Below are 25834 nucleotides of genomic sequence, written 5' to 3'. Positions count from 1 at the left end.
TCCTGAAAGGATTGGCTTTTTTTTATTTTAACAGGGGCTGATTCATGGTAATTTAATGTTATGAACAGGGCGAAAGACCCGGCTTTTGCATTTTGACAGAAGGGATGTGCATGGCGGAGGACCGGTCTCCGTTCAAAGATGAAAATTAAAGTGATCATTGCGGATGACAATTCATTCATAAGAGAGGGTATGAAAATCATACTGAGCACTTATGATGAATGTGAAGTGCTGGCGACGGTGGAGGATGGCTTGCAAGCGGTCGAATTTTGCCGCGGCCAAGCTGTGGATATTGCACTGCTTGATGTCCGCATGCCCAACATGGATGGAGTGGAAGCTGCGCGGCTCATTTCAGAAACGGGCGCCAAGCCTTTTATTTTAACAACGTTTGATGATGACGAATACATCGTCGCTGCAATACGGAACGGAGCAAAAGGATATTTGCTGAAAAATGCCGATCCTGAGCGAATTAGAGACGCAATTAAAAGCGTGTACAACGGTCATACTGTCATGCAGGATATCATCCTCGACAAGATTAAATCCAATTTGGCGGAGCATAAAGAAGCGGAATCCAAAATAGACGAAAGCCTGTTTACCGAACGCGAGCTCGGAATTATGGCCCTGATTGCCAGAGGGCTGTCCAATAAAGAAATATCGAAAGAACTGTTTATTTCTGAAGGTACGATTGCCAATTATATTTCCTCGATTTTGGGGAAAACAGGGCTTGAACACCGGACGCAAATCGCAATTTATTATTTAACTGGAAAAGTTAACTTTTAATCTGGGGGATCACCATGGAATTGCGGATTATGACCGGCAAACTGATTTTGCTGGGATTTATCATCTATCAATGCGTTTCTTCGGAAATTGACAATCTGCCGTGGCTTGTGTTCAGCATTCTTGTTTACGCCTGTATCAACCTCGGGATTGCAATTTTACCTGAAGGAAAAATAAAAAAGCTTTTTATTATTATGTCTGTCATCATTTCAATTTTTTCTTATGCCGAGGTGCACCCCCTATTTATTTTATTTCTTCCTTTTAGCCTGTATGAAGGAGCAGCTGATTTCGGGCTGCCGAAGTGGATGGTACTTGCCGCTTCAATCGTTCCGGTTTTGTTTATCAATGAAAGCATCTCAGCGGTCTACGCGTTGACAGCCGCTTTTCAATTTTTGCTGTACTGGGCGGCAAGCCAAGATGCAGCGCGGATTGAAAAGCTTGAACATCATATCGATCAAACGAGAAGAGACCTGGAGAAGGTAACAAACATGCTGCGGGAAAACAAAGAGTTTATCAGACAATCCGAATATACGTATAAGCTTGAGGAGCGGAACCGGCTTTCCCAGGAAATACACGATAAAATCGGCCATTCCATGACAGGAGCGCTAATTCAGCTCGAAGCGGCGAAGCGCGTCCTTGACATAGACAAGGAAAAAGCTTCCGAGCTCCTGCAAAACGCGATTAACATCTCCAAGGACGGGATCGAAAATATCAGATTGACGTTAAAAAGCGTCAAGCCGCCCTCAGAACAGATGGGTATCCATAGATTGAAGCTGTTTATCGATGAATGTTCGGCGCGGTATCATATGAATATTTCATTTTTGCATAAAGGCGATTTGGATGTTATTTCTCAAATTCAGTGGAAGATTATGTTTGAAAATATCACCGAAGCACTGACAAACTCGGTGAAATATGCAGAAGCGACACATGTATCCATCTATATTCATGTGCTGAATACGCTCATTAAAGCCGAAGTGAAAGACAATGGAAAAGGGCGGCAGAAAATCAAGAAAGGGATGGGGATCATCGGGATGGAGGAACGGGCCGCTTCTGTTAACGGAAAGGTGATTGTTGACGGTTCGAACGGCTTCTCTGTCACCACCTTGCTGCCCAAGCATGAATGATTTCATGAATTGAATATGAATTTTCTCATGTGAAAAAGATGAAATGCTGCACTGCCGCACCATTCATCTTTTTTTTATAATGAAATCAAAATGAGGTGAGAACATGAATGTATTGGAAATCCATCATCTAACAAAAAAATTTGGCGACTTCGTTGCCGTCGACAATATATCACTCTCGATCGAAGAGGGCGAAATATTTGGATTGCTCGGCGCAAACGGGGCCGGAAAGAGCACGACCATTCACATGATCTCGAGTTTGCTGAGATGCAATGAAGGCGAGATTTTGATTCTCGGAAAAAACATTGCGAAACACCGCAAATTCGCCAAGATGAATATCGGCATTGTCCCGCAGGATCTGGCCATTTACGAGGATTTAACGGCATATGAAAATGTGAAGTTTTTCGCCGGACTCTATGGTCTCCGCGGGGCCCAATTGCGCAATCGGGTGGAAGAAGCATTGCAGTTCGTCGGTTTAAGCGATAAGCATAAAAGCTTCCCGAAAAATTTTTCAGGCGGAATGAAAAGAAGGCTCAATATCGCCTGCGCGATCGCCCACAGGCCAAAGTTGATCATCATGGATGAACCAACGGTGGGAATTGATCCGCATTCGAGAAATTATATTTTGGAATCCGTCAAAAAGTTAAATGCGATGGGCTGCACGATTATTTACACCAGCCATTATATGGAAGAAGTTGAGGAGATCTGTACGCGGATCGCCATCGTGGATCATGGAAAAATTATCGCCGAAGGAACGAAGGAGCAGCTGAAATCGATCATTACCAACACGAAAGATATTCAGGTCGTTCTTAAATCGGCGGAAAATGTCGATATCGGCGAACTGAAAACGATCAGCGGCGTGGAGGCGGCTGCTCTTGAAGACAATACGATCAAAATCAACTCGGATGCAGGTGTCAATAATTTAAACCAGATTATTGAGAAGCTGATGAAAAACGGGGCCGAGATTCGTTCATTGGAAGAAAAAGCGCCTAATTTGGAAACCGTGTTCCTGACCTTGACCGGAAGACAGTTGCGCGATTAAAAAGGGGGCCATGGTTTGAATACACTCATCATTGCGAAAAAAGAAATTGTATCGGCTTTTCGGGACAAGCGGACATTCCTTTTTATGCTGGCATTTCCGATTGTACTGATTATGATTTTAGGTACCGCGCTGACGAACGCTTTCGATCAGCAAACAGTAGCGGTCGGCGAGGTTCATGTTCTGTATAAAGACAAGGTTGACGGAGCGTTTTCGGAAGGTTTTAAAACATTCGCAAAAGAAGCGAAAACATCCGGCGTTCATTTTAAAAAAATATTGTCTGATACGGATGGAAAACAAGAAATCAAACAAGGGAACTACGATGCTTACCTTGAGATCGAAAACAGCGGCATCAAGCTTTACCAAATGGATAAAAACAGTATGAAAAACAGCATTATTCAAGGAATGCTGACCGCGTTTGCAAACCGGTACAATGCCGCACAAGAGATCATCAAAGCCGCTCCTGAGCAAGCGGGTGCCGTGCTCGGGGACATACCTGGCGACCATTATATCAAGGAGACGTCTCTCAGCTCAGACAGAAAGCCCAACTCCATGGATTATTACGCGGTTACCATGACCACTCTGATCGCGCTTTACAGTGCACTAAGCGCCAGTTATTTAATAAGGGGAGAGCGGCTTGGAAAAACAGCCGACCGGCTGATCGCGGCGCCGGTTCATAAAGGCGAGATTTTTGCCGGCAAGCTGATTGGCAATCTTGTGACAAACGGATTGTGTATTTTTGCCGTCGTCATATTCAGCAAATACGTATTTAAAGCGTACTGGGGAGATCATCTCGCCCTTGTGGCGGCCGTGCTGTTCAGCATCGTATTGTTTGCCGTATGCCTCGGCCTTGGCGTCAGTTATTTGACGAGAACGGGGGAAGCGGCAGTGGCGATCATTAACGTGTTGATTCCGCTAGTTGCATTTTTCGGAGGCGCTTATTTTCCTGTCGAGGGTGCGGAAGGTGTTTTAGCTTTGATCAAAGACCTGTCTCCGCTCACATGGACGAACGAAGCTATTATGAACATTATATTTGCGGACGATCTAGCGGCGGGGCTGCCCGTAATCTTGCTGAACATCGGTTTATCCCTGTTATTTCTGCTGATTGCCGTTGTCTCATTGCAGAGAAGGGAAGGGCTGTAAGATGAAAGAAATGCTATGGCTTGTCAAAAACACACTGAATGTCACCTTCAAAAAGAAAATCAATATCTTTCTGTTCGTATGTCTGCCCTTGCTAGGCATATTCGTATCGCTTTTAACAGAGGGAAGCATGGACAAGACAGATTTGCGCGTCGGAATTATCAATCATGACGGCGGACGAATCGCCGAAGATACTAAGGATTTTTTGAAGGGGATCGAGAATGTCAACATCAGCGCGGTCAGTGAAGCAGAAGGGAAAAGTCAAATTGCGTCAGGGGAGCTTGATTGCGTCATTACGTTTGAACAAGGCTTTTCTCAAAGCGTGCAGAGCGGAGAACCGGCTCATATCGCCATTGCATCTGTCAAAGGCGCTGAAATCACCGGGTTTGTGAAATCGTATGTTTATCATTACATTGATAATATCGCCGCAATCGGCAAATCGGCGCAGGGGAATGAAAAGCGTTTTGAGGAAATGTATAAAAATTACCGGAGTTCTGAAACGGGTGTCAAAACATATACGGTTGAAGACACGGCGAAAAATAGAAACATGACGGAGCGAACGGTCGGTTTTCTTCTGATGGCGATGCTTTTTTCAGCGGGAAGCTTGACCGAACTGTTAGTGAAGGAAAAAGAGAACAGAACGTATTTCAGGCTTTTGACCACACCGATAACGGCAAGACAGTACGTTATGTCCAATGTGGCCGTCAGTATGTCTGTCATCGCATGCCAAATCTTTTTAACATTGATAATGGTGAAATATGTGTTCCGGATGGAGACTGGCATCTCATTTTGGGAGATGGCAGCGGTGCTGTTGATTTTTGCGCTAAGCGCGGTCGGCCTGGCGCTGATCACCGTCGTCTTTGCAAATAGCTCTAAGTCATCCGGGGTATTGCGAAATTTAATATTTATGCCGACGATCATGCTGTCCGGATGTTTTTGGCCGATTGAAATCATGCCGTCTTTCGCACAGCGTATCGCGGACTTTCTTCCGCAGCGGTGGGTGCTGGATACGCTGGCAAAATTGCAGGAGGGACAGCAGCTTCAAGGTCTGTATTTGAATATCATGATCCTGTTTGCTTTCGCTGCTGTCTTTTTCCTCATCGTTATTTACAAATTCAAACGTAATAATGATGTGAGAAACTTTGCTTAATATCTATAAAAAAAGGGTTCGGTTTTAATGAAACCGAACCTTTATCTTGGGGTATATGAGGCCATTGAATACGGATAATCATAAGTGATCGGCTCATCAAACGTAATATAGTCAAGATACACCATCAGCAGCAAATAGCGTGTGCCTGTTTTTCTGTCGCTTAAAATGATGTGGTCGCGGCCGGCTGCTTCAATTTCTCCCCGAAAGACTTTCGCATTCCATTCCGGATTGTTTTCAAATGTCATATATACGGTTGCCACTTTTCCGCGATTGAGCCGCAAAATATTTTCAATGTAGGATTGCTCAAGCGGCAGCATGCCGGGGATACTCGGTGAAGTCTGCTGTGCTGAAGGCATCGGAGGGACCTGGACTCCTGCCGGCTGCGGCTGGAACAGCTGTGGGCCGGGCTGCTGATACGATTGCTGCCCTCCCGTTTGGGTGAAAGGCTGCTGTCCATGCTGCTGGTACATTTGCCCCATCTGCCCCATCTGCGGATAAGGGTTGGGCCCCATTTGCTGCCGGAAATCCGGCATTTCAAGCTCCTGAAGCGGCTGAATCTGATTTTTTTTAAATTTCATCTCGTTCCTCCTCATTTCATTGTGTCAAAGTCATGCCTACCGTCCATACATGAGGAATGATAAAGTGCTGCTATGAAGACGATCCGGCTGTAAAAGACTCAAGATGATAGATCAATATTTCCCATCCCTTTTACAGTATGAACGGGCGGGATGGAATATGACGACACATCATGTTGGAAAGAGAAAAACAAAAAGACCGCTCGTGAAAAGAGCGGTCTTTTTGCATATTAACCTGTGATCACTTCATCTTCAGGATGGCGGATCGGCGCCTTCTTCGGCTTGGCCAGTGTAAACGCCATAGTGAGAGGCCCGACGCGGCCGATAAACATCATCATCATGATAACCGCTTTGCCTGCGGTCGTTAAATCAGGTGTCAGTCCCATCGAGAGGCCGACCGTTCCAAAAGCGGAAAATACTTCAAAGACGATTTCCAAAAATGGAGCATTCTCTGTGATCGTCAATATAAATAATGCGAAAAGCACGAATAAAAAACTGATCACAATGATGGCCAAAGCTCTTAAAATGGTTTTCATTTTAATCGCCCTTTTGAACACAACCGTCTCGCTTTTTCCCCTTAAAAAGGTGATCGTCGCCAAGATCATCACGATAAACGTTGTCAGTTTAATTCCGCTTCCTGTTGACGCGCTTCCGGCTCCGATAAACATCAAAACGATGGTTAACAGGAGGGACGGCGTTGTCATCTGGGCGATATCAAGCGTATTGAATCCGGCAGTTCTCGGTGTCACACCCTGGAAGTAAGCGCCCCACATTTTGTCGGCTAAAGTCAGTCCGCCGAGCGTACCTGGATTCGAGTATTCCAAAATAAAAATCAGCAAGGCGGCTGTCGTATTGATGATCAATGTTCCAACGATCATGAGCTTGGAATGCAGCGATAATGTCCGGAAGTTTCGCTTTGTCCATAAATCCAGCAGAACGGTAAAGCCGATACCCCCTGTAATGAAAAGGCCTGTGATGACAATATTGACAATCGGGTCGCCCACATATTGAGACAAGTTGTCCGGCCACAGGGAGAACCCCGCATTGTTAAAGGCTGAAATCGTGTTAAACAAACTATGAAACAAGCCTTTTTGCAAACCGTATTCAGGAACCCATCTGATCGAAAGGATCAAAAATGCCACAAATTCTATAACAATGGTGAAAATAAACAAATGCTTGACCAAGCGGACAAGTCCGCCTAAAGAAGTCTGGTTAAATGCTTCTTGAACGAGAATCCGCTGCTGCAGGCCGATTTTTTTGCCGATCATCATGATGACGAGGACGGCAAACGTCATTAAGCCGAGTCCGCCGATTTGAATCAGGCACATAATAACTGTTTGTCCGAAAACCGTAAAATCTGCCCCTGTATCGACAACAACAAGCCCCGTTACCGTAGTTGCAGAGGTGGCCGTGAATAAAGCATCCACCCATGAGATGTAAGTAGTGGAGGCGCCGGGCAGCTTCAATAAACAGGCGCCGATGGCAATGATAATCAAGAAACTGAGCGCCAGCGTCTGCGGCGGACTAATATTGATGATCTTACCTTTTACAAGATTTGAAGAAACCAATTTAGGCATTTTTTCGTTCCTTTCTTCATCCATTCAGTCAAAACATGAATGGAGAAAAAGCAAGGTGATTTCAAATTTAAACGCAGATGGTCATGTTTCAATAATGTCAATAATGTACAGCCAGATACACCGTTTGTCAACAAAAATCAGGAGAATGAAGAGAAGGAATGCGGACGGGTCTTTTGTCCTTTACTAAAGAACAGCGAAGAAAATCAAGAGGAGCAACGCCTGGTTAAATTCTATTATTTTGCATTTCTTTTAAAAATATGACATGGAAAACATTTACTACCTGTTGAAAAAATGGTAGTTTTTAATAGGAATCACCAAAGTGCCGGCGCTTTGGGAAGAAGGCGTTGCTTGATGTTGCCTTTCTTGTACGCTTTCGTCATGACGAATGATGAAAAAAATGATGACTAGGGGGAATTGCTGTGTTGAAAAGAATGTATCGTTCTAAATTGTCAATCTTGGCGGTTAGTCTCGTGATGATGGTTTCGATTTTTCTGCCTTCGTTCCAGGCTAGCGCTCAAACAACCAAAACTGAATCTGTCTACCGCCCGGCTGCGAACGCTTCCTTGTATGCGACTATAACAGGTGCCAGCAAACAGGAGTGGTCGTTCTCGGATATTGAGCTGACGTATCGTCCGAATTCAATCCTGGCGCTGGGAACGGTTGAATTTACATTGCCGTCGGGATTTTCCGCAACAACGAAAGATACCGTGAACGGAAGAGCGTTGACTACAGGGCAAATTTTGAATAACGGAAAAACGGTAAGGCTGCCGCTTACAATTGATCTGTTGGGTATTGCGGAGTTTAAGCTTGTGCTGGCAAACAAAACGCTGCCTGCCGCAGGAAAGTATACATTCCGGGCGGAGAACAGAGTGCTGGGGCTCGGATCGACTTTCTATGCCGAATCTTCAATCGAGGTGCAAAAAAGGGCGACTCCGCCTACACAGCCGTGTAACTGCAAGTAATAGGCAAAAAAGCTCCAAAGACCGAGGTCTTTGGAGCTTTTTATCATTACACATGCAAAAATGCAGGCAGCTGTTCATTTGCGAGGCGGTTGCCGACAAAGAATGAACCGAATTCACCGTACCGGGCGCTTACTTCATCGAAGCGCATTTCATAGACGAGCTTTTTGAACTGGAGCACATCATCTGAAAAGAGCGTGACACCCCACTCATAATCGTCAAATCCGATTGAGCCGGTAATAATCTGTTTCACTTTGCCCGCATAGCCGCGGCCGATCATCCCGTGGCTGCGCATCAAGCTTCTTCTCTCTTCCATAGACAGCATGTACCAGTTGTCATCGCCCGATCTTCTTTTATCCATCGGATAGAAGCAGACATATTTGGCGTTCGGGAGCTCAGGGTACAGGCGCGCACGCACTTGCGGATTTTCGTAAGGGTCTCCCTCGCCGCTTCCCATATAGTTGCTCAGCTCGACAACGGATACGTATGAATAAGCAGGTATCGTGTATTCAGCGAGTTTGGATTTATTGAACTCAAGTTCAATTTGATTTAATTCCTCCATCGTAGGACGCAAAATCATCAGCATGAAGTCCGCTTTTTGGCCGACGATGGTGTATAGCGTGTGGCTTCCGTTTCCTTCTTTTTGAGCAGCTCCCCATTTTTCGAGAAGACCTGTAAATTCGCTGATAATGATCTGGCGCTCATCGCTTGAAAGCATTTTCCATGCGGACCAGTCCATTGTCCGGAAATCGTGAAGGGCATACCAGCCGTCAAGCGTTTGGGCGGCTTCGTTCGTTTTTTGCTGTTCGCTCATTTTGCAATCACTCCCAATTTGTATGTACTTGCCTTCATCATATCATAGTTTGCCGCGTTTTATCCGTTTAGAAGATTTGAACAAAAGGTGACGATCTGTCGTATAACTGGGAAAGGCTGTTATATACTAATAGAAGTGTTTAAACCCTGCCGCACTTAAATTAATTTAAAAAAAGCGTTTAAAAAGTGAAAGCATTATAATAAAATACAGAAGGATTGAATTTATATCACAAAAGAGTATGCTTAATAGAGAAATGAAGTATTTGTGACACTTTCAAGGAGGGTATATAGTGGCAGATCTATTTACAACAGTGCAGGAAAAAGTAGCAGGAAAAGGAGTTAAAATCGTATTTCCGGAAGGTATGGACGAGCGCATTCTCAAAGCTGTCAACGATTTGGCCGGAAACAACGTATTAAAGCCGATCCTTGTGGGAAACGAGCAGGAAATCAAAGATAAAGCGAACGGGTTGAATTTGACGCTGGATGGCGTTGACATATACGATCCTCATACATACGAAGGAATGGAAGATCTTGTTCAGGCTTTCGTTGAACGCCGTAAAGGAAAAGCGACGGAAGAACAGGCCCGCCAAATCCTTTTAGATGAGAACTATTTTGGAACGATGCTTGTTTATAAAGGGCTTGCCGACGGTCTTGTCAGCGGTGCGGCTCATTCAACAGCGGATACGGTTCGCCCTGCGCTGCAAATTATTAAAACAAAAGAAGGCGTGAAGAAAACTTCCGGCGTGTTTATCATGGCGCGCGGCGATGAGCAGTATGTATTTGCAGACTGTGCGATCAATATTGCGCCTGACAGTCAGGACCTTGCGGAAATTGCAATCGAAAGTGCGAACACAGCGAAAATGTTCAACATTGACCCTCGTGTCGCCATGCTCAGCTTTTCAACAAAAGGCTCTGCAAAATCAGACGAAACTGAAAAGGTAGCCAATGCGGTTGCGATCGCCAAAGAAAAAGCGCCTGAGCTTACACTGGACGGCGAATTCCAATTTGATGCGGCATTCGTTCCGTCTGTCGCCGAGAAAAAAGCGCCGGACTCCGTCATTAAAGGTGATGCAAACGTATTTGTTTTCCCAAGCCTTGAAGCGGGGAACATCGGCTATAAAATCGCTCAGCGCCTCGGCAACTTCGAAGCGGTCGGTCCGATTCTGCAAGGGCTGAACATGCCTGTAAACGACCTCTCCAGAGGATGCAACGCTGAAGACGTTTATAATCTTGCGCTGATTACGGCAGTTCAAGCGCTGTAATTTGTTTTTGAAAAAGGTGAACCTGAAGAGGTTCGCCTTTTTTTATGCTTCAATCGCTACATTCAGCAGAGATTCCGCCCCTTTCCGACCGGGACCGAGAGGCGGCCACTGACAAAGGTCAAAAGGAAAATCGGAACCCGGAACAAGGCGGTCTTCTCCGATGAGCTTCTTCAAATATGCCGCGCTTTCTTTCTCCCACAGCACGCTGTCAAACCAAAACTTCCGCAAATATTCGCGCGGCGGCGCCGAAAGCGATGAAGAAACGCCGGCCCATTTGTCATATCCTTTGTCCAGTCTTCCGATCTGATAGGGCAAAAAGCCGCCGCCGTGCGCCAGCAGAATTTTCACATTGCGAAAACGGTCTGTAAACCCGCTTAACAAAAGATCAGCGGCGCAAATTGTCGTTTCCCACGGAACGCCGATCAAATTTGGCAGCATCCTGCGGCGAAGCCGCGGATCTTCAGAAAGGAGCGGATGGATAAAGATTATCGCTTTTCTTCTGTCAGCCGTTTCCCAAAACGGTGTAAATGCTTCGTCTGAGAGAAGCATTTGCGAAGCGCCGGGGCCGATAATCGCTCCTTTAAGGCCGTTGTTCATCGCTTCATTCAGGCGCTCGCTCGCCTTTAAAGGGCTGTTCAGCGGGACGGTGCCGAGGCCTGAAAGGCGGCCGTCGTGTTTTTTAACCCATCCGGCAAGCGCTTTGTTGTATACAAAGGACAATTCGTCTGTGATTTCTTCGGCGAGATCGTAAAGGAAAAGCTGGGGAACCGGCGATACCAATGAGTGTGAGACGCCGGCTTCCTGCTGGGCTTCCAAATATAAAGCTTCCTGGTAGAACAGCTCTTTTAATTCAAAGCCCCATTTGTGATTGACCGTCAAAAACTCCGCTTGGCGGCCATCCTTTTTTTCGCGGACGGCGTGGACCTTCTTTTCATTGTCGTCCAGCCAAAGCAGCACATCGTGCGGTATAAAGTGCGTGTGAAGATCATACAAAGCCGATTCCCCCAATTTTTATATTCGTTTCCAGTACCCGATTCTTTCGGAAATATCCCGGGCCGCTTTTTTCACTTGGTATGCGATTTTCGCCTGCCGGGCCTTTATGCGTTCTGCCGGACCTACGACACTGACGGCGTACAACACTCGGCCCGCGTGGTTTCTGATGGGAGCTGAGATGGATGTGACACCATCAATGAATTCCCCGCAACTGACGTCAAACCCGTTTTCTTTAACGGTTTTCAACGCCTCCCTCAATTTGTCCTCGTCTGTAATCGTTTGTTTTGTACAGCTTTTCAAGCCTTCCTTCACATACTCATCCAATATGCCGTCTTCGTCAAAGGCGAGAAGCACCTTGCCCGAGCTTGTGCAATGCATCGGGTTTTGCCGCCCGATATATGAGAGAAGTTCGACAGGGCGGGGGCATTCCGTCCGATTGAGATAAACGACGCTTAGATCGCGTCGCATCGCAATATGCGACGTTTCGCCGGTCTCTTCTGTCAGCCGTTTGAGGACCGGCTGGGATTCGCGGTTGATTTCAAGAGTGGAGTTGACAATGGTGTTTAACTTCAGAACCGATAAGCCGAGCTTGTATCTTCTGGATTCCGGGTCCTTCATGACAAACCCTTCGCTTTCCAATGTAGTCAAAAGGCGCGATACTGTGCTTTTTCCGAGGCCGAGCGATGAGGCGAGTTCGGTTAGTTTCTTTTCTGGTGTCTCTAATGTAAACGATTGAAGCAGACGAAGTGCATTTTTTACTGAACCGAGCAGCTGGTGGTCCTTTGTCTCAACAGTCATAGGTTCCTCAACTCTCTCCCTTGTTTTCGTTGCCTTTTATTCCATAATATAACATGATTTAAAAAATAAAAAAGCGGAAAATATCAAATTTTCGGAAAAAATGTCTGATTTGTTCCGCATAGAGGAACATTGCTGTTTTCTTGTCGTTTAAAATCATTTAACTTAATGGAAAGGATTTGAAAAGGAGGATGTTTGTAGAATATGAATGTTCAGACCCCATCGGCAAAACTCGTAAAACCTTTTGACTGTCAGCACTACATAAACGGCAGGTACTTTCCTTCAGAGAACGGCAGTACGTTTGACAACATCAATCCGGCTACACAGGAAATCATCGGGAGCGTTGCGGAAGGAGGCAAAAAAGAGGTCGATCTTGCAGTCGCGGCAGCAAGGCGTGCTTTAAACGGACGCTGGAAAAACATGACCGCTGATGAAAGGATTCGGATCATCAGAAAGGTCGGCGACATCATACTTGAGCGTAAAGACGAACTGGCAAGGCTCGAGACATTGGATACGGGGAAGCCGCTTTCGCTCTCAAGTAATTTAGATATTCCGCGGGCTGCTTTCAACTTTCATTTTTTTGCGGATTTTATGAGAGGAGCCGGAACAGAAGCTTATCAAACTGACGATCTTGCAATCAATTATGCGATCCGCCGTCCGGTCGGCGTCGTCGGGCTGATCAATCCGTGGAACTTGCCGCTGCTTTTGCTGACGTGGAAATTGGCGCCTTGTCTGGCGGCGGGAAATACAGCCGTCATCAAACCGGCTGAACTGACGCCGCTGACAGCCACGCTCCTCGGGGAAATCTGCCATGATGCAGGAATGCCTGACGGAGTCGTCAACATCGTCCACGGGTTTGGGCCTGATTCCGCCGGCGCTGCGCTTTCTGAGCATCCCGATGTTGATGCGATATCTTTCACGGGAGAAACGACAACCGGCAAAATCATTATGGAAGCTGCTTCGAAAACATTAAAGAAACTTTCCTTTGAATTGGGAGGAAAGAACCCGAATATTATTTTTGCCGATGCCGACATGGAGGAAGCCGTCAGCATCTCATTGAAATCGAGTTTCGTCAACCAGGGCGAAGTATGTATGAGCGGCTCCCGCATCTATGTCGAGCGGGAAGCGTATGACGAATTTCTGAACAAGTTCGTTGAGAAAACGAAAGAGCTCAAAGTCGGCGATCCTTTTGATCCGGATACGAATATCGGTGCCTTAATTTCTTCTGAACACACCGAGCGTGTGATGAACTACATCGAATTGGCCAAACGGGAAGGCGGCGTTATTTTAACCGGAGGAAAACGCCCTGAAGGACAGGAATCCGGCTGCTTTCTTGAACCGACGATTATCACCGGACTTTCCCGCAATTCCAGGCTCATCAAAGAAGAAATCTTCGGGCCGGTCGTGACGGTGATTCCGTTCGACGAAGAGGAGGAAGTTATTGCACAGGCTAATGATACACATTACGGATTAAGCGCGACCGTATGGACGAACGACCTCCGCCGGGCGCACCGCGTAGCCGGGCAAATCGAATCGGGCATGGTATGGGTCAACAGCTGGTTTCTCCGCGATCTTCGGACACCGTTTGGCGGCATGAAACAGAGCGGGCTCGGACGAGAAGGAGGCATTCACAGCCTCGAATTCTTCAGCGAATTAACCAATATTTGCATCAAGCTGTAAAAGGAGGAAAACGGATGAATGCCACAGCATTGAAGGATACGGCGCGCCTCTTGTATCTTGCTGAAACAGAGAAGCGCGAGGTTGAAAGAATCACAAAAGACTACCCGGAGCTGACCGTCGAAGAGGCGTATGCGATTCAAGAAGAACTGATTCAACTGAAATTATGGGATGGCAACGGCATTATCGGTCCGAAAATGGGCCTGACAAGCCGGGCGAAAATGGAGCAGATGAACGTCGAGGAGCCGATCTACGGTTATATTTTTGAAGATATGATCGTACCAAACGGCGGAAGCATCCGGATGAACGAGCTGATTCACCCGAAGGTTGAAGCCGAGATTGCTTTTGTGCTTGGAAAGGATATTGAAGGGCCGGGTGTTACAAAGGAGAAGGTCCTTGAAGCCGTTGCTGAATTGATTCCCGTTCTTGAAGTGATTGACAGCCGTTATGAAAACTTCTCATTTACCCTGCCTGATGTCATTGCGGACAATGCGTCATCTTCAAGGGTGGTGTTAGGTGAAAAAGTGAAGATGCCGGACCATTTCAAGCTTGATGAAGCAAAAGTCTCTTTAGTGATAAACGGCGAGGTCAAAGAGCAGGGCACTGGTGCAGCAGTTGTAGGACATCCCGCAAATTCGGCGGCCATGCTCGCCAATATGCTCTCCAGGAAGAAACAAAAGCTTGCGGCCGGAAGCATCATTTTAACGGGCGGTGTAACGGGAGCTGTCATGCTGCAGCCGGGCGACCGCGTTTCAGCACAAGTAGAAGGACTGGGAGATGTATCATTTTCAGTCCAATCATAACCTGAGGTGATCATATGCCGATCGTTCATATTCAATTATTAGAAGGCCGGCCGCCTGAAAAGGTCGAGGAAGTCATTCAAAAAGTGACGGAAACGTTGAGCGCCACCCTTGATGCTCCGAGGGAAAACGTCCGTGTTCTTGTCACCGAAATTCCTAAAAGCCACTGGGGCATAGGCGGAACACCGGTTTCAAAATTAAGACCTTAAAGAAGGCGACGGGAGGAATCTACATGTCAATCGAATTGGCGGCGCTTGTTCCGCATACACCGAGGATGTGCTTTGAAGATAAAACCCCTGACTTTCAAAAAGAGCTGGTCAAAGGGATGAAGCGGCTCTCCGGGATCATCGAAAGAATTCAGCCTGATGCCGTTGTCTTGATTTCCTGTCACTGGACGTCAAGCTTCGATCATCTGATCGATGCGGCTCCCGATCATCAAGGCGTTTTAACAGCTTTGGAGTGCCCGAATTTAATTTCCGATGTTCCGTATTCTTACCCCGGGGACACGGAATTGGCGCTGCAGTTGGCCGAAGCCGGCGCAAAAGAGGGGCTTTCCGTCATTCCTATCAACGATCCCGCCTACTGCTGGGACTACGGGACAGTTGTTCCGCTGCGCTATCTCGTTCCAAAAGGGGATATTCCGGTCATCGATTTATCGGTTACATTGGCGGCGAACCTGGAAGAAACGTATTTGTGGGGCCGGATTGCCGGAAGAGTACTGAAGGAAAGCAGAAAGAAAATCGTGTTCATCAGCAGCGGGGCACTCAGCCACCATTTGGTGAGAGGGCCCGAATGCATGCCGACTTTGGCCGAACAGGCCCTCGATGCTCAATTTTTAACCTATTTAACAGACAACGATCTTATATCTGCTCAGCAGATGCTGCCTCAATATGCTAAAAATGCCGGACTTGAAGCTGGCGGCCGTCACATTGCAATGCTTTTGGGCGTGCTTGAAGACGGATGTAAAAGCACGTTTTACGGATACGGCCAGTCTTCCGGGAGCTCCAATGTCGTCATGGCATTCGAACCTGCGGGGCAAAAAGCTCGCACGCACGCTTTCAATGAAAAAGACACCGTACGTTAAGCTGTTCTCATAATACGATTAGAATCGTGGAGGGAAACATGAAAAATCGTTCAGTTCATCCAGCAGAAATCATGGCGGCCAGCAAATTCAACAAAGTGCATCTGACTGTTTTCCTATGGTGTTTTTTCGCCATCGCCTTTGACGGTTATGATATTGCGATGTACGGCGTCAGCTTGCCGTGGCTGATGGAGGAATGGAGCCTGACCGCCATTCAAGCCGGAGCGATCGGCAGCTATACATTGATCGGTATGATGCTCGGCGCACTTATTTTTTCACCGCTCGCAGATCAATACGGCCGCAAAAAGGTGTTAGGCTTCTGTATTTTTCTGTTCAGCCTGTTTACGGCATTGGCCGGGCTGATCGATTCTCCGCTTTTGTTTACGATCATGCGGTTTCTTGCTGCTCTTGGAATGGGCGGGTTGATGCCAAATGCGATTTCGCTGATGACCGAATATTCGCCGAAAAAAAACAGGGCGGTGATCGTAGCCGCCATGTATTGCGGCTATTCCGCAGGCGGTGTGCTGGCGTCTCTCGTCGGCATGTTCGCCGTGTCCGGGACAAGCTGGAGAGTGCTGTATCTGATCGGAGCCGTGCCGCTCTTTGTGCTCCCGTTCTTTTTCAGCCGGTTCCCCGAATCTCTGTCATTTTACGTTTTGAAGAAGAAGACGAAAGCGTTGGCTGAGATTCTCAATCAGGTGCATCCGGCGGGACGGTACAGGGAAGACGACAATTATCAAATTTCGGTGATTGCGAAAGAAAAGAAGGGCTTTCCAGTTAAAAAACTGTTCGAACAAAAACGTGCAGCGAGCACATTCGCATTCTGGCTTTCCGTTTTCAGCTGCCTTCTCATGGTCTACGGCTTAAATACATGGCTTCCGAAAATGATGCAGGAGTCAGGTTACGGGCTGTCGTCAAGCTTGTCATTTAATCTGGCGCTGTGCAGCGGACAAGCCGCAGGAGCGGTACTCGGCGGATATTTGGCAGATAAGGCCGGCCATAAAAAAGTGCTTGCGGCGATGTATGTCATCGGGGCCTTTTGTTTTGCAGCGTTTGGAATGACGATGAACGCCGTTCTTCTGTACTTGCTGATTGCTTTAGGCGGAGCATGCACTGTCGGAGCGCAAAATATCGCCAATCCTTATATTTCAGAATATTATCCGAAAGAAATCAGAGCGACCGGAATCGGCTGGGCGCTCGGGGTCGGCAGACTCGGAGCGATCATTGCCCCTTCGCTGTTTGCATTGATTCTTGCTGCCGGGATGGAGCCGAAGCAGGCTTTCATGGTGTTCGCGATCCCGAGTGTTTTTGCTGCGCTTGGCATCATGCTCGTCCAAGAGAAGCATGCTTCATTTGATTTTGTCTCTCAATCGGAAAGCGCCGAGTTTACGTTAGAAGCCACATCAAAACATGGATAAAGGGAGGAAACCATTTTGCGGACACAAGTGGGAATTATCGGAGCGGGGCCTGCCGGGCTTATGCTCGCAAACCTGCTCCAACGCCGGGGAATCGAAGCGGTCGTGATCGAATCCCGCTCGCGAAAGGAGATTGAAGAAACCGTCCGTGCAGGCGTTCTTGAACAGATGACGGTAGATTTGCTAAATGAAACAGGCGCCGGTGAACGGATGATGAAAACAGCCATGTTTCATCAAGGGATTGAGATCCGCTTTGGCGGCAAGCGGCACAGAATTGATATGCACAAGCTGACGGGAGGAAAGTACATTGCCATCTATCCCCAGCATGAAGTGATCAAAGATTTAATCGACGTCCGTCTGCAATCGGGAGGGCGCATCGTTTTCAATGTGTCTGGCGTCCGCCTGTCAAATATTGATACAGAAGCGCCCGTCATCACTTATCAGACTGAAAACGGCGATACAGAAGAACTGACCTGCGATTTCATTGCGGGGTGCGACGGATTTCATGGGCCGAGCAGACAAAGCATTCCGAGGGAGATCCGCAAAGAGTACGAAAAGGTGTACCCATACGGATGGCTCGGCATATTGGCTGAAGCCCCTCCGTCCTCGTCTGAACTTGTGTATGCCCATCATGAGGACGGGTTTGCCCTCGTCAGCACGAGGACTCCGGAAATCCAGCGGCTTTACCTGCAAGTCAGCCCTTCAGATTCAATCGGGAACTGGCCGGACGAAAGGATATGGGAGAAGCTTCATTTAAGGCTGTCGGCCGATGACGGATGGAAGCTGACTGAAGGCCCTGTGATTCAAAAGAACATTGTCTCGATGAGAAGCTTTATATGCGATCCGATGCAATACGGCAGACTGTATTTAGCGGGGGATGCCGCGCATATTGTACCGCCGACCGGTGCGAAAGGCCTGAATCTTGCGATGGCGGATGTCCAACGGCTTGCGTGGGCGCTCGAAGACTATTACGAAGCTGGCAAAACCGAACGGCTGGACCGCTATTCTGAGGCTTGCCTCCGCCGCGTCTGGAAAGCGGAGCGCTTTTCCTGGTATATGACATCCCTGCTGCACTGTCATCACGGCTACACGCCATTTGACTACCAAATTCAATTGGCTGAGCTTGACCATGTCACAACCTCAACAGCGGCCGCTCAAAGTCTTGCCGAAAATTACGTCGGGCTGCCGCTCGAATTCGGAGAACCGTCTTTAAGCGTCACATGAATGAAGGAGAAGCGCCGGAGATAAGAAAAATCCCACATCATGTTTTCGTAAATGGTATAATGGATGTTGGCTGAAATGCATAACGAAAGGGTTTACAATATATATGGCAAAGCAACCGATTGATCTACTCATCCAGCCGAAATGGAGAATTATTGACCAATCCAGCCTCGGCCCATATTTTGATGCAAAACAATCATTTGCGATAGATGATACGCTGTGCGCTTCTGTCGGAAAGGGTTTGTCTCCGGCGACGGCGCGTTCCTGGGTGCACCATGACACGATCGTGCTCGGAATTCAGGATACAAGGCTTCCTTATTTACAAGACGGGATTTCATTGCTTGAAGAAGCGGGCTATCAAGTCATCGTTCGCAATTCCGGCGGACTGGCCGTCGTTTTGGACAGCGGGGTTTTAAACGTTTCGCTGATTTTTCAGGATAAGAAAAACGGAATTGATATCGACCGGGGCTATGAAGCGATGTTTGAGCTCGTTAAGCGAATGCTGTCATCCTATGACGCAGCAATCGAAGCCTATGAAATCAAAGGCTCTTACTGTCCGGGGAGCTTTGATTTGAGCATCGGGGGAAGGAAGTTTGCGGGAATTTCCCAGAGGCGGCTGAGAGGCGGAGTGGCTGTTCAAATTTATTTATGCGCTGATCAAAGCGGAAGCGGTCGCGCTGAGCTGATCAAACGTTTCTACGACACCGCATTGAAAGACATGCGCGGGAAAACAAAAGCCGTTTATCCCGATATTCGCCCGGAAACGATGGCTTCGCTCTCTGAGCTTCTCAATGAAGACATCTCGGTGCAGGACTTGATGCTCTTGCTTCTGACACAGCTGAAAGAGCTGGGCGGGGAGATTTATCAAGGCCCCCTCACGCCCGCAGAAGAAGAAGCCTATGAAAAAAACCTCGTCCGTATGATTGAGCGGAATGAAAAAGTTTTTGGATAGAAGAAGAGCCTCTGCGCTCCCGTTATATTCGTTGCCAGGCATGCTTAAAGCGGCGAAAAACCGCAGCTGCCTCTAGCGATTGAGAAAATGCTTCATAGACGGCAAAATCCTAAAACGGTTGAACGTTTCAGGATTTTGTCACACTTCACCGCTTCCGAAGCGGTTTTTTTATGCTGCGCTCAAAGCGCTTTTTCGTTTTACATATGTTTTGATGAGAAGATAAGCCGCCAAAGCGATGATATACGCCAAACTGACAGCCATTAAAATTACGGTTGCCGGCGTATGCTTGGCCGCGTAGACGAAAAAATCAAGCTGGGAAATATCGTGTGCGTATTTTATGGAGTCCTCTCCATAGAGCAGTTTTGTAAACTTGGCTGTATATTTCCACTCCCACGGCACCTTTAAAAGCTCGCTGCCTTGATACCAGCTTGCCAATGCAGAAAACAAAAACAAAAGGGCTGCCGTGCCTAACTGAACCGCATATAAAACAAACTTCATCGAATACCCCGCCTTATAAATTGCTATCCCTATTATGAAATTTTTGTCATATGAAAGCAAGCCGCAGAGGTAAAAAATACCCCCTTTTTTCAAGAAAGGGGTATCAGCGTATCGGCAAATTTTTATGCGTTTTCAGTTCTGTCTCTTTGCCGCACCCTCTGAAAGCGCTATTCAGCCATTTTTTCTAAATTGCCGTTCCGGTCCATTTTGAAGGCGGGCGCAGCGTGTTCGTCTTCTTCGAATAAAACTAGTTTTCTTGCACGGTTCATAATTTTTACGAGCGTTTCGTAGTCTTCCTGGATGGTCGACTGGTCTTTTTCCAGCTTTTTGACTTCAGCTTCAAGCTTTTCAACTTTTTTCGTCAGCTCTTCATTTTCCTGTTTTAAGCGGTCATTTTCCATTTTTAAAGCGGCAGTCTGTGCTTCGTTTCCTGTGTAGTTTTGCAGGAAGCGGATCACATCATCGATCGTCATGTCTTTCGATGAATCGGCTGAATGGCCTGCCTGCGGCTGGTTTGGCGATAGAAGGTGCGATAAACTAGCTAACTCTTCTTTAAAGCTCTCATCAACATAAGGCAGATGCTCGCTGGCGATCGGCTGCTGTTCGCTTGAATCGGCGGTTGCTTTCTGCTGCTCAATGACGCTTTCTGCAGGCGGTTCAGCCTCTGTTTCGACAGGCGGCTTGTATAATAAGCGTTTTTTCGCCGGCTGGCCGTTTCCAAGGGCGCGCATTCTTTGCTTCCTTTGTTTTTTAGCCAGCTGCAATGCTTTTTCGTATTGGTGGCGGACAACCGCATTCCATCTAAAACCGCAGGCGGCTGATGTCCTGTTCAGTCTGTCTCCGACTTCCTCGAAGGCGTTCAGCTGTGTGCTGCCTTCTCTGACATGCCGCAATACCGTTTCAGCAAGCAGTAAATCATTCTCTTCAGACCAAGCGTCTTGTCTTTGTTTCATCACTTCTCAACTCCCATTGTCAGTATTGGTATTAGATTGTCCATTTTGGAAAATATTTATACAAGTTTGCTAAAAGAATAGGAACTGATTTTTTTAGCGCGATCCTTGCAGGAATGAAAGAATCCTTGTAAAATGAAGGATGGTGTCATTTTTTATCAAAGTTCGGCACGGTTGAATGCCTTTCATAAAGACAGATGAACAAAACGAAAGGAAGCGTATGAAATGGCTAATGAATTTCGAGTATGCGACGATTGTCAGGCCACTAATTTAAAGACGCTTTTGCCCCGTCTGAAAGAAATCGATCCGGATGCAAAAGTGGAAATCGGCTGCCAGTCTTACTGCGGGCCGGGACGAAAAAAATCGTTCGCGTTTGTCAATAATCGTCCGCTGTCAGCTCCTGATGAAGACGAGCTGATCGAAAAAGTGAAAAAGAAACTCAAAAAATAACCGCCTCCCTAACGGGTCAGGCGTTTTTGCTTGTTTGCCGGCTTTTTTGCAGTCTGGAACAAATAGCCGGGTAAATTCAAGGATGTTTTCAAAAAGCAGACTCGATATAATAGAAACAGACCTAAAAGAAAACAAGCAGATCGGGCAATACTTACAATATACATTTAGTTCTCCGAAGAAAAAGAGACGGATGGGCAGCGATCAGTTTGCCTCACGTTTGAAAAAAAGAGGGACAAAAATGGCGTATCCAAACGGAAAATTATCAGAAGAAAAAGTGTTTAAAGACCCTGTTCACCGCTATGTCCATGTACGGGACAAGCTGATATGGGACTTGATCGGAACCCGTGAATTTCAGAGACTGCGCAGAATCAAACAGCTTGGAACGACCTATTTGACGTTTCACGGAGCCGAACACAGCCGTTTCAACCATTCTCTCGGCGTCTATGAAATTGTCAGAAGAATGGTTGATGACGTTTTTAAAGGCAGGGAGGAATGGGATGACAGCGAGCGTGATCTGTGCCTTTGCGCCGCATTGCTGCACGATTTGGGGCACGGCCCGTTTTCCCATTCGTTTGAAAAGGTCTTCCGGCTTGATCATGAAGATTTTACGAGAGCGATCATTTTAGGCGATACAGAAGTTAACCAGGTGTTAAACAAGGTGAGCCCGACGTTTGCAAAGGATGTCGCTGAGGTCATCGCGAAAACCTATCAGAACAAGCAGGTCGTCAGCCTGATCTCAAGCCAGATTGACGCTGACCGCATGGACTATCTTCAGAGAGACGCCTATTATACCGGCGTCAGCTACGGCCATTTCGATATGGAGCGGATCCTCCGCGTGATGCGGCCGCGCGAAGACCAAATCGTGATTAAGCAAAGCGGAATGCATGCCGTTGAGGATTATATTATGAGCCGGTACCAGATGTACTGGCAGGTCTATTTCCATCCTGTGACAAGAAGCGCGGAAGTGATTTTGACGAAGATTCTTCACCGTGCAAAGCAGCTTCATGAGGAAGGCTATGTTTTCACGTATGCGCCCGTGCATTTTTATTCTATTTTTGAAGGCAATGTCACATTGGAAGATTATTTGAGTCTTGATGAAGCAATCATTCTTTATTATTTTCAGGCCTGGGAAAAAGAAGAGGATGAGGTTTTGTCTGATTTATGCCGCCGGTTTATCAACCGCAGGCTGTTCCAGTATGCGGAATTCAATCCGAATGAGGAAATGGCGACTTACTTTGAACTGACCGCCTTGTTTAAAGAATCAGGGATTGATCCCGATTATTACCTTGTGGTGGATTCGTCCTCAGACCTTCCTTATGATTTCTACAGACCGGGGGAAGAAGAGGAGCGCCTCCCGATTCAATTGCTGACGCACAACGGCCAGATTAAGGAGCTGTCGCGGCAGTCCGATATTGTCGATGCGATATCAGGCAAGCGGAGAACGGACCATAAGCTGTATTTCCCGCTCGATTTAATCGAAGGATTGCCTGACGGCCGTCATGCGAAAAGAATGAAAGAATTGCTCGGACTGATATAGAAAGAAAAGGATGAAGGAGATGGCGGAGATTTGTTAAAAGAACATGCAAAGCTGATGAAGGTCTTCTCGGATTCGGGGGAGATTGTCGGGCGGAAAAAGCTGCAGAAAATCATTTATATCGCAAAGAAATTGGAGCTTCCCTTTTATGAAAAGTATGATTTTCATTTTTACGGGCCCTATTCAGAGGAGCTGACGCTTCAAGTCGAAGAACTTTGCAATCTCGGATTTCTTCATGAAGTCAAAGAAAAAAAAGGCGGCTATTATCAATACCGCTATTCGCCCACTGAAGCGGGAACGCAGTTTTTGAGCCAGTGTGAGCTGGATATGCGGGATATTAAAGCCTATATAGACGACGTGAACGGCCAGTCATCGCGTTTTTTGGAACTGGTGTCGACGATTCTGTATTTTGAAGGACTGGAGCAGGAAGAGATCAGAGAAAAAGTGTTTACCGTAAAAAGCAAGCAGCGGTATACGGACGAAGAATTCGATGAAGCCGTCGCTTACATAAAAAAACTCAGAGACCTTTGTTCATAAGCCTGCCGGAAAACGGTAGGTTTTTTGTTTTGTTTTATTGTAAACATTTTGGAATTTTTGTGGGGAAATAGAAAGGAGCAGTAAACAGAACGCGTGTAATATTTCCTCTTTTTGGATGAATTGAAGGAATTTTTAGATAACTAGCAGAATCTTTCATTCGTTCAAAAAAAGGAGGGAATTAGCAGTGAAAAAGCGTTCTATATTCTTATCTCTATTACTTTCCGTCAGTCTCATCCCCGGTTTGACGGCAGGCGCCGCCAAGGTTGACGGGCACGATCATGACCACGGCCATGAAGTAAAAGGCACTCATATCGATTCTTTGCCTAAAGCGAAAGACTTTAAAGACTTGAAAGGAAAAGTTCAAATAGAAAGAACGGTCAATACGAAAATATTGGATGAGAAAGGAAATGTGACGGGGACAAAAACGTTTAAAAAGAATACGAGCAAAGGGACATTTTCAACCCAGGCAGGCACGGGCAGTCAGAAAGTGAGCGTCCTGGCCGTGGCTGACGCTCAGTATCGCGCGAAATACAGCGATTGGCAGACGAGAATCGTCCAAATTATTGAGCAGGCGGATGTCATGTTCAACAGGGACCACGATATTGATTTTGTCGTCGAAGCCGTGGCGCCTTGGACTTCTTCAGGCAGCAACAGCTCTCAAATTCTATCAAACCTTCAGAGCAATTTCAGCGGACGCAGCTATAAATTTGTCGTCGGATTTACGGCGAACAGCAATTTTGACGCCGGCGGCATCGCATACGTATACAACAGCAAGCCGAACGGCAGCGCCTTCAGCGTAAACCTCGACCAGGGAACGGCCAACACGGCAAAAGCGGCGACCCACGAATTTTCCCATAACTTCGGCTTGAACCACGATGCGCAAGGAAGCGGAATCCGCTGCATTATGAACTACGACTACGCCTACACGGTCGATGTATGGGATTCGGCTCACAATAGCCAGATCACAAGAAATAAAGCTTGGTATAAATAATAAAAACGGCGTCCCGCATGTAAGCGGCAGACGCCGTTTTTATTACATATCGCTCATTCGTTTGCCGGCGACACCGTAGTTTTCCTTTTTCAATTCCTCAATGATGACCGCGATTTTTTCTGCAGGTGCGCCTGTTGTTTCGGAGACGGCTTCGGTCACTTTTTTCACCAGATTTCTTTTTTGATCATCTGTGCGGCCTTCCAGCATTTGAACCGTTACGTACGGCATATGTTCTCCTCCTCCTTTTAAAAAATGGCTGCTTACTTTAGCATCAGCTGCTCTTATAGTATACTGGAGATAGTAAATCTTTGTATATGAGAAAGAGGGAAAGCCACATTTTAGACCGTTTTCTTATTTATCCGCTGGAAATGATTCCGTATGTTGTTTTGACACTTGCTGCCGCATTCACTGTGCATGAGGTCGCCCATGCATATGTGGCATACAAATTCGGTGATGAGACGGCCAAACGGCAGGGCAGGCTGACGCTCAACCCGCTCAAGCATCTTGATCCGTTTGGAACGATTTTGATCTTTATTTTGGGATTCGGATGGGCAAAGCCGGTGCCCGTTAACCGCTTTTATTTTAAAAATCCGAGGCTGGCCGGATTTCTCGTGTCAATCGCAGGACCGATCAGCAACCTGATCCTTGCTTTCATCGGTTTTATATTGCTGCTTTTGTCCGTGAAGCTGTCCGGGACGCTGCCTTCCGGTTTTTACAGCGGCTTGCTTCAATTTTTTACGATTTGGGTGAATCTCAACCTGCTTTTATTTCTGTTTAATTTAATGCCGTTCCCGCCCCTTGACGGTTTTCGGGTTATACAGGATGTGGTCGCCCCCGATGTGCGGGCGAAGCTGTCGAAATATGAAGCGTACGGCTCGATCGTGTTTCTGATCATCGTCATTACGCCGCTTGGCCAATATGTATTCTGGCCGTTTTTGAATGAAGGGCGGGAATATATCATCTCGATATTTAACAGCGTTTTCCGGCCGCTGATGTAGGAGGTATTTTTGATGGAACAAGGAAAAAAGAAAAAAACAATCGGATTCAATATTATTAAAAGCGATCCGACGGACGGACACGGGGGATTTGGTGCAGGGGCTTTAAGCCTTGACAACATCTCGCCTGTCTTTGTCGATGTCGAAGAGAAAGAAGCGTTTGTTGATATCGGCGCCATGCACGCCCGCAGCACGGTTGAAAAAGGAATCAAATTTTTGCCGAACAAGGAAGAGGTGCCGAACGGAAAACCTTACTGGCTTGTGTGGGTTACGATCGACCGCAGGGAAGAAGGCCCTTATTATGCGGGGGTGACGGCTTGCGAAATGACGGTGGACAGAAGCATCCGCCGCGGCTACAAATCGCTTCCGGAGCACGTGAATTTAATGGATAAGTCGATGAAGCGGAAGATTATCGTCGAGCACATGGATGAAAGTTCCAAGCGCGTTCTGGCCGATTTTCTGAAAAATCATGATCAAGGGCTTTGGGACCGTTCATCAGACGAGCTGAAAAAGGGATTGCTTCAGCAATAGGAAA

At 47.0% G+C, this 25834-nt stretch carries 28 protein-coding genes; 20 read left to right on the top strand and 8 right to left on the bottom strand.

Annotation, left to right across the window (positions count from 1 at the left end; all coding sequences use genetic code 11):
* Nucleotides 1-138: 138 nt before the first annotated feature.
* The 5 genes from MHB72_RS20550 to MHB72_RS20530 all read left to right on the top strand — a co-directional run bounded on the left by MHB72_RS20550 (nucleotide 139) and on the right by MHB72_RS20530 (nucleotide 5224).
* Nucleotides 139-777, top strand: coding sequence for a response regulator (locus MHB72_RS20550; protein WP_216919306.1), 639 nt, complete (start codon nucleotides 139-141; stop codon nucleotides 775-777).
* 14 nt (nucleotides 778-791) lie between these two features.
* Complete coding sequence (locus MHB72_RS20545; RefSeq protein ID WP_145929966.1) at nucleotides 792-1898, top strand: sensor histidine kinase; 1107 nt, start codon at nucleotides 792-794, stop codon at nucleotides 1896-1898.
* A gap of 103 nt (nucleotides 1899-2001) precedes the next feature.
* Nucleotides 2002-2937 (top strand): ABC transporter ATP-binding protein, encoded by a 936-nt coding sequence (locus MHB72_RS20540; protein WP_023857031.1) that lies wholly within the window; start codon nucleotides 2002-2004, stop codon nucleotides 2935-2937.
* 15 nt (nucleotides 2938-2952) lie between these two features.
* Nucleotides 2953-4077, top strand: coding sequence for an ABC transporter permease (locus MHB72_RS20535; protein ID WP_216919307.1), 1125 nt, complete (start codon nucleotides 2953-2955; stop codon nucleotides 4075-4077).
* 1 nt (nucleotide 4078) lies between these two features.
* Complete coding sequence (locus tag MHB72_RS20530; protein WP_020453328.1) at nucleotides 4079-5224, top strand: ABC transporter permease; 1146 nt, start codon at nucleotides 4079-4081, stop codon at nucleotides 5222-5224.
* Between the two features lie 41 nt (nucleotides 5225-5265).
* On the opposite strand, the gene gerQ is transcribed toward MHB72_RS20530, so the two are convergent.
* Nucleotides 5266-5802: a spore coat protein GerQ gene (gene gerQ / locus MHB72_RS20525; protein WP_020453327.1), complete on the bottom strand. Its 537-nt coding sequence runs from the start codon at nucleotides 5800-5802 to the stop codon at nucleotides 5266-5268.
* 227 nt (nucleotides 5803-6029) lie between these two features.
* Entirely contained in the window at nucleotides 6030-7376 is a 1347-nt protein-coding gene (locus MHB72_RS20520; RefSeq protein WP_216919308.1) for a TrkH family potassium uptake protein, read from the bottom strand.
* Nucleotides 7377-7798: 422 nt separating this feature from the next.
* Between MHB72_RS20520 and bslA the strand changes: the two genes are divergently transcribed.
* Nucleotides 7799-8338: a biofilm surface layer hydrophobin BslA gene (gene bslA, locus MHB72_RS20515; protein WP_023857033.1), complete on the top strand. Its 540-nt coding sequence runs from the start codon at nucleotides 7799-7801 to the stop codon at nucleotides 8336-8338.
* Nucleotides 8339-8384: 46 nt separating this feature from the next.
* Here the strand turns inward: bslA and hemQ are convergent, their stop codons facing one another.
* On the bottom strand, nucleotides 8385-9149 hold the full coding sequence (gene hemQ, locus MHB72_RS20510; protein ID WP_216919309.1) for a hydrogen peroxide-dependent heme synthase: 765 nt from the start codon (nucleotides 9147-9149) through the stop codon (nucleotides 8385-8387).
* A gap of 289 nt (nucleotides 9150-9438) precedes the next feature.
* On the opposite strand from hemQ, the gene pta reads away from it, so the two are divergent.
* On the top strand, nucleotides 9439-10410 hold the full coding sequence (pta, locus tag MHB72_RS20505; protein WP_020453322.1) for a phosphate acetyltransferase: 972 nt from the start codon (nucleotides 9439-9441) through the stop codon (nucleotides 10408-10410).
* Between the two features lie 42 nt (nucleotides 10411-10452).
* Here the strand turns inward: pta and MHB72_RS20500 are convergent, their stop codons facing one another.
* Together MHB72_RS20500 and MHB72_RS20495 are read right to left on the bottom strand one after the other, a co-directional pair.
* Nucleotides 10453-11403 carry an amidohydrolase family protein gene (locus MHB72_RS20500; RefSeq protein WP_216919310.1) on the bottom strand — a complete coding sequence of 317 codons (951 nt, stop codon included), beginning with the start codon at nucleotides 11401-11403 and terminating at the stop codon, nucleotides 10453-10455.
* Between the two features lie 18 nt (nucleotides 11404-11421).
* The gene (locus MHB72_RS20495; RefSeq protein ID WP_020453320.1) at nucleotides 11422-12201 is read right to left on the bottom strand and encodes an IclR family transcriptional regulator; all 780 of its coding nucleotides are present in this window, start codon (nucleotides 12199-12201) and stop codon (nucleotides 11422-11424) included.
* A 201-nt stretch (nucleotides 12202-12402) separates the two neighbouring features.
* On the opposite strand from MHB72_RS20495, the gene MHB72_RS20490 reads away from it, so the two are divergent.
* From MHB72_RS20490 to MHB72_RS20460, 7 genes are all read left to right on the top strand, one after another.
* Nucleotides 12403-13878, top strand: a complete 1476-nt coding sequence (locus MHB72_RS20490; RefSeq protein ID WP_025810619.1) for an aldehyde dehydrogenase — start codon at nucleotides 12403-12405, stop codon at nucleotides 13876-13878.
* A gap of 14 nt (nucleotides 13879-13892) precedes the next feature.
* On the top strand, nucleotides 13893-14678 hold the full coding sequence (locus MHB72_RS20485) for a 2-keto-4-pentenoate hydratase (RefSeq protein WP_023857037.1): 786 nt from the start codon (nucleotides 13893-13895) through the stop codon (nucleotides 14676-14678).
* 14 nt (nucleotides 14679-14692) lie between these two features.
* The gene (locus MHB72_RS20480; protein ID WP_020453317.1) at nucleotides 14693-14884 is read left to right on the top strand and encodes a 4-oxalocrotonate tautomerase; all 192 of its coding nucleotides are present in this window, start codon (nucleotides 14693-14695) and stop codon (nucleotides 14882-14884) included.
* Between the two features lie 23 nt (nucleotides 14885-14907).
* Entirely contained in the window at nucleotides 14908-15759 is an 852-nt protein-coding gene (locus tag MHB72_RS20475; RefSeq protein ID WP_023857038.1) for a DODA-type extradiol aromatic ring-opening family dioxygenase, read from the top strand.
* 38 nt (nucleotides 15760-15797) lie between these two features.
* The gene (locus tag MHB72_RS20470; protein WP_216919311.1) at nucleotides 15798-17174 is read left to right on the top strand and encodes an MFS transporter; all 1377 of its coding nucleotides are present in this window, start codon (nucleotides 15798-15800) and stop codon (nucleotides 17172-17174) included.
* A 15-nt stretch (nucleotides 17175-17189) separates the two neighbouring features.
* Nucleotides 17190-18395 carry a 4-hydroxybenzoate 3-monooxygenase gene (locus tag MHB72_RS20465; RefSeq protein WP_216919312.1) on the top strand — a complete coding sequence of 402 codons (1206 nt, stop codon included), beginning with the start codon at nucleotides 17190-17192 and terminating at the stop codon, nucleotides 18393-18395.
* 103 nt (nucleotides 18396-18498) lie between these two features.
* Nucleotides 18499-19344 (top strand): lipoate--protein ligase family protein, encoded by an 846-nt coding sequence (locus tag MHB72_RS20460; protein ID WP_026580256.1) that lies wholly within the window; start codon nucleotides 18499-18501, stop codon nucleotides 19342-19344.
* A 168-nt stretch (nucleotides 19345-19512) separates the two neighbouring features.
* Here the strand turns inward: MHB72_RS20460 and MHB72_RS20455 are convergent, their stop codons facing one another.
* Entirely contained in the window at nucleotides 19513-19842 is a 330-nt protein-coding gene (locus MHB72_RS20455; protein ID WP_023857042.1) for a YjdJ family protein, read from the bottom strand.
* A 167-nt stretch (nucleotides 19843-20009) separates the two neighbouring features.
* Nucleotides 20010-20798, bottom strand: coding sequence for an RsfA family transcriptional regulator (locus MHB72_RS20450; protein ID WP_023857043.1), 789 nt, complete (start codon nucleotides 20796-20798; stop codon nucleotides 20010-20012).
* A 219-nt stretch (nucleotides 20799-21017) separates the two neighbouring features.
* On the opposite strand from MHB72_RS20450, the gene MHB72_RS20445 reads away from it, so the two are divergent.
* The 4 genes from MHB72_RS20445 to MHB72_RS20430 all read left to right on the top strand — a co-directional run bounded on the left by MHB72_RS20445 (nucleotide 21018) and on the right by MHB72_RS20430 (nucleotide 24304).
* Nucleotides 21018-21242: a DUF1450 domain-containing protein gene (locus MHB72_RS20445; protein WP_003186096.1), complete on the top strand. Its 225-nt coding sequence runs from the start codon at nucleotides 21018-21020 to the stop codon at nucleotides 21240-21242.
* 238 nt (nucleotides 21243-21480) lie between these two features.
* Nucleotides 21481-22779, top strand: a complete 1299-nt coding sequence (locus MHB72_RS20440) for an HD domain-containing protein (protein WP_023857044.1) — start codon at nucleotides 21481-21483, stop codon at nucleotides 22777-22779.
* Between the two features lie 30 nt (nucleotides 22780-22809).
* Complete coding sequence (locus MHB72_RS20435) at nucleotides 22810-23313, top strand: YwgA family protein (RefSeq protein ID WP_023857045.1); 504 nt, start codon at nucleotides 22810-22812, stop codon at nucleotides 23311-23313.
* Between the two features lie 184 nt (nucleotides 23314-23497).
* The gene (locus tag MHB72_RS20430; RefSeq protein ID WP_216919313.1) at nucleotides 23498-24304 is read left to right on the top strand and encodes a zinc-dependent metalloprotease; all 807 of its coding nucleotides are present in this window, start codon (nucleotides 23498-23500) and stop codon (nucleotides 24302-24304) included.
* A gap of 42 nt (nucleotides 24305-24346) precedes the next feature.
* Here MHB72_RS20430 and MHB72_RS20425 read toward each other — a convergent pair whose 3' ends face one another.
* Nucleotides 24347-24532, bottom strand: coding sequence for a 2-hydroxymuconate tautomerase (locus MHB72_RS20425; RefSeq protein ID WP_025810627.1), 186 nt, complete (start codon nucleotides 24530-24532; stop codon nucleotides 24347-24349).
* Between the two features lie 86 nt (nucleotides 24533-24618).
* Between MHB72_RS20425 and MHB72_RS20420 the strand changes: the two genes are divergently transcribed.
* Both MHB72_RS20420 and MHB72_RS20415 read left to right on the top strand, forming a co-directional pair.
* On the top strand, nucleotides 24619-25302 hold the full coding sequence (locus tag MHB72_RS20420; RefSeq protein ID WP_035400430.1) for a site-2 protease family protein: 684 nt from the start codon (nucleotides 24619-24621) through the stop codon (nucleotides 25300-25302).
* 12 nt (nucleotides 25303-25314) lie between these two features.
* Entirely contained in the window at nucleotides 25315-25830 is a 516-nt protein-coding gene (locus MHB72_RS20415) for a YwhD family protein (RefSeq protein WP_020453305.1), read from the top strand.
* The last annotated feature ends 4 nt before the right edge of the window (nucleotides 25831-25834 follow it).

This window comes from Bacillus sp. FSL K6-1284, from assembly GCF_038002625.1.
GTDB lineage: Bacteria > Bacillota > Bacilli > Bacillales > Bacillaceae > Bacillus > Bacillus paralicheniformis.
This window is presented reverse-complemented; position numbering and strand designations above follow the sequence as displayed.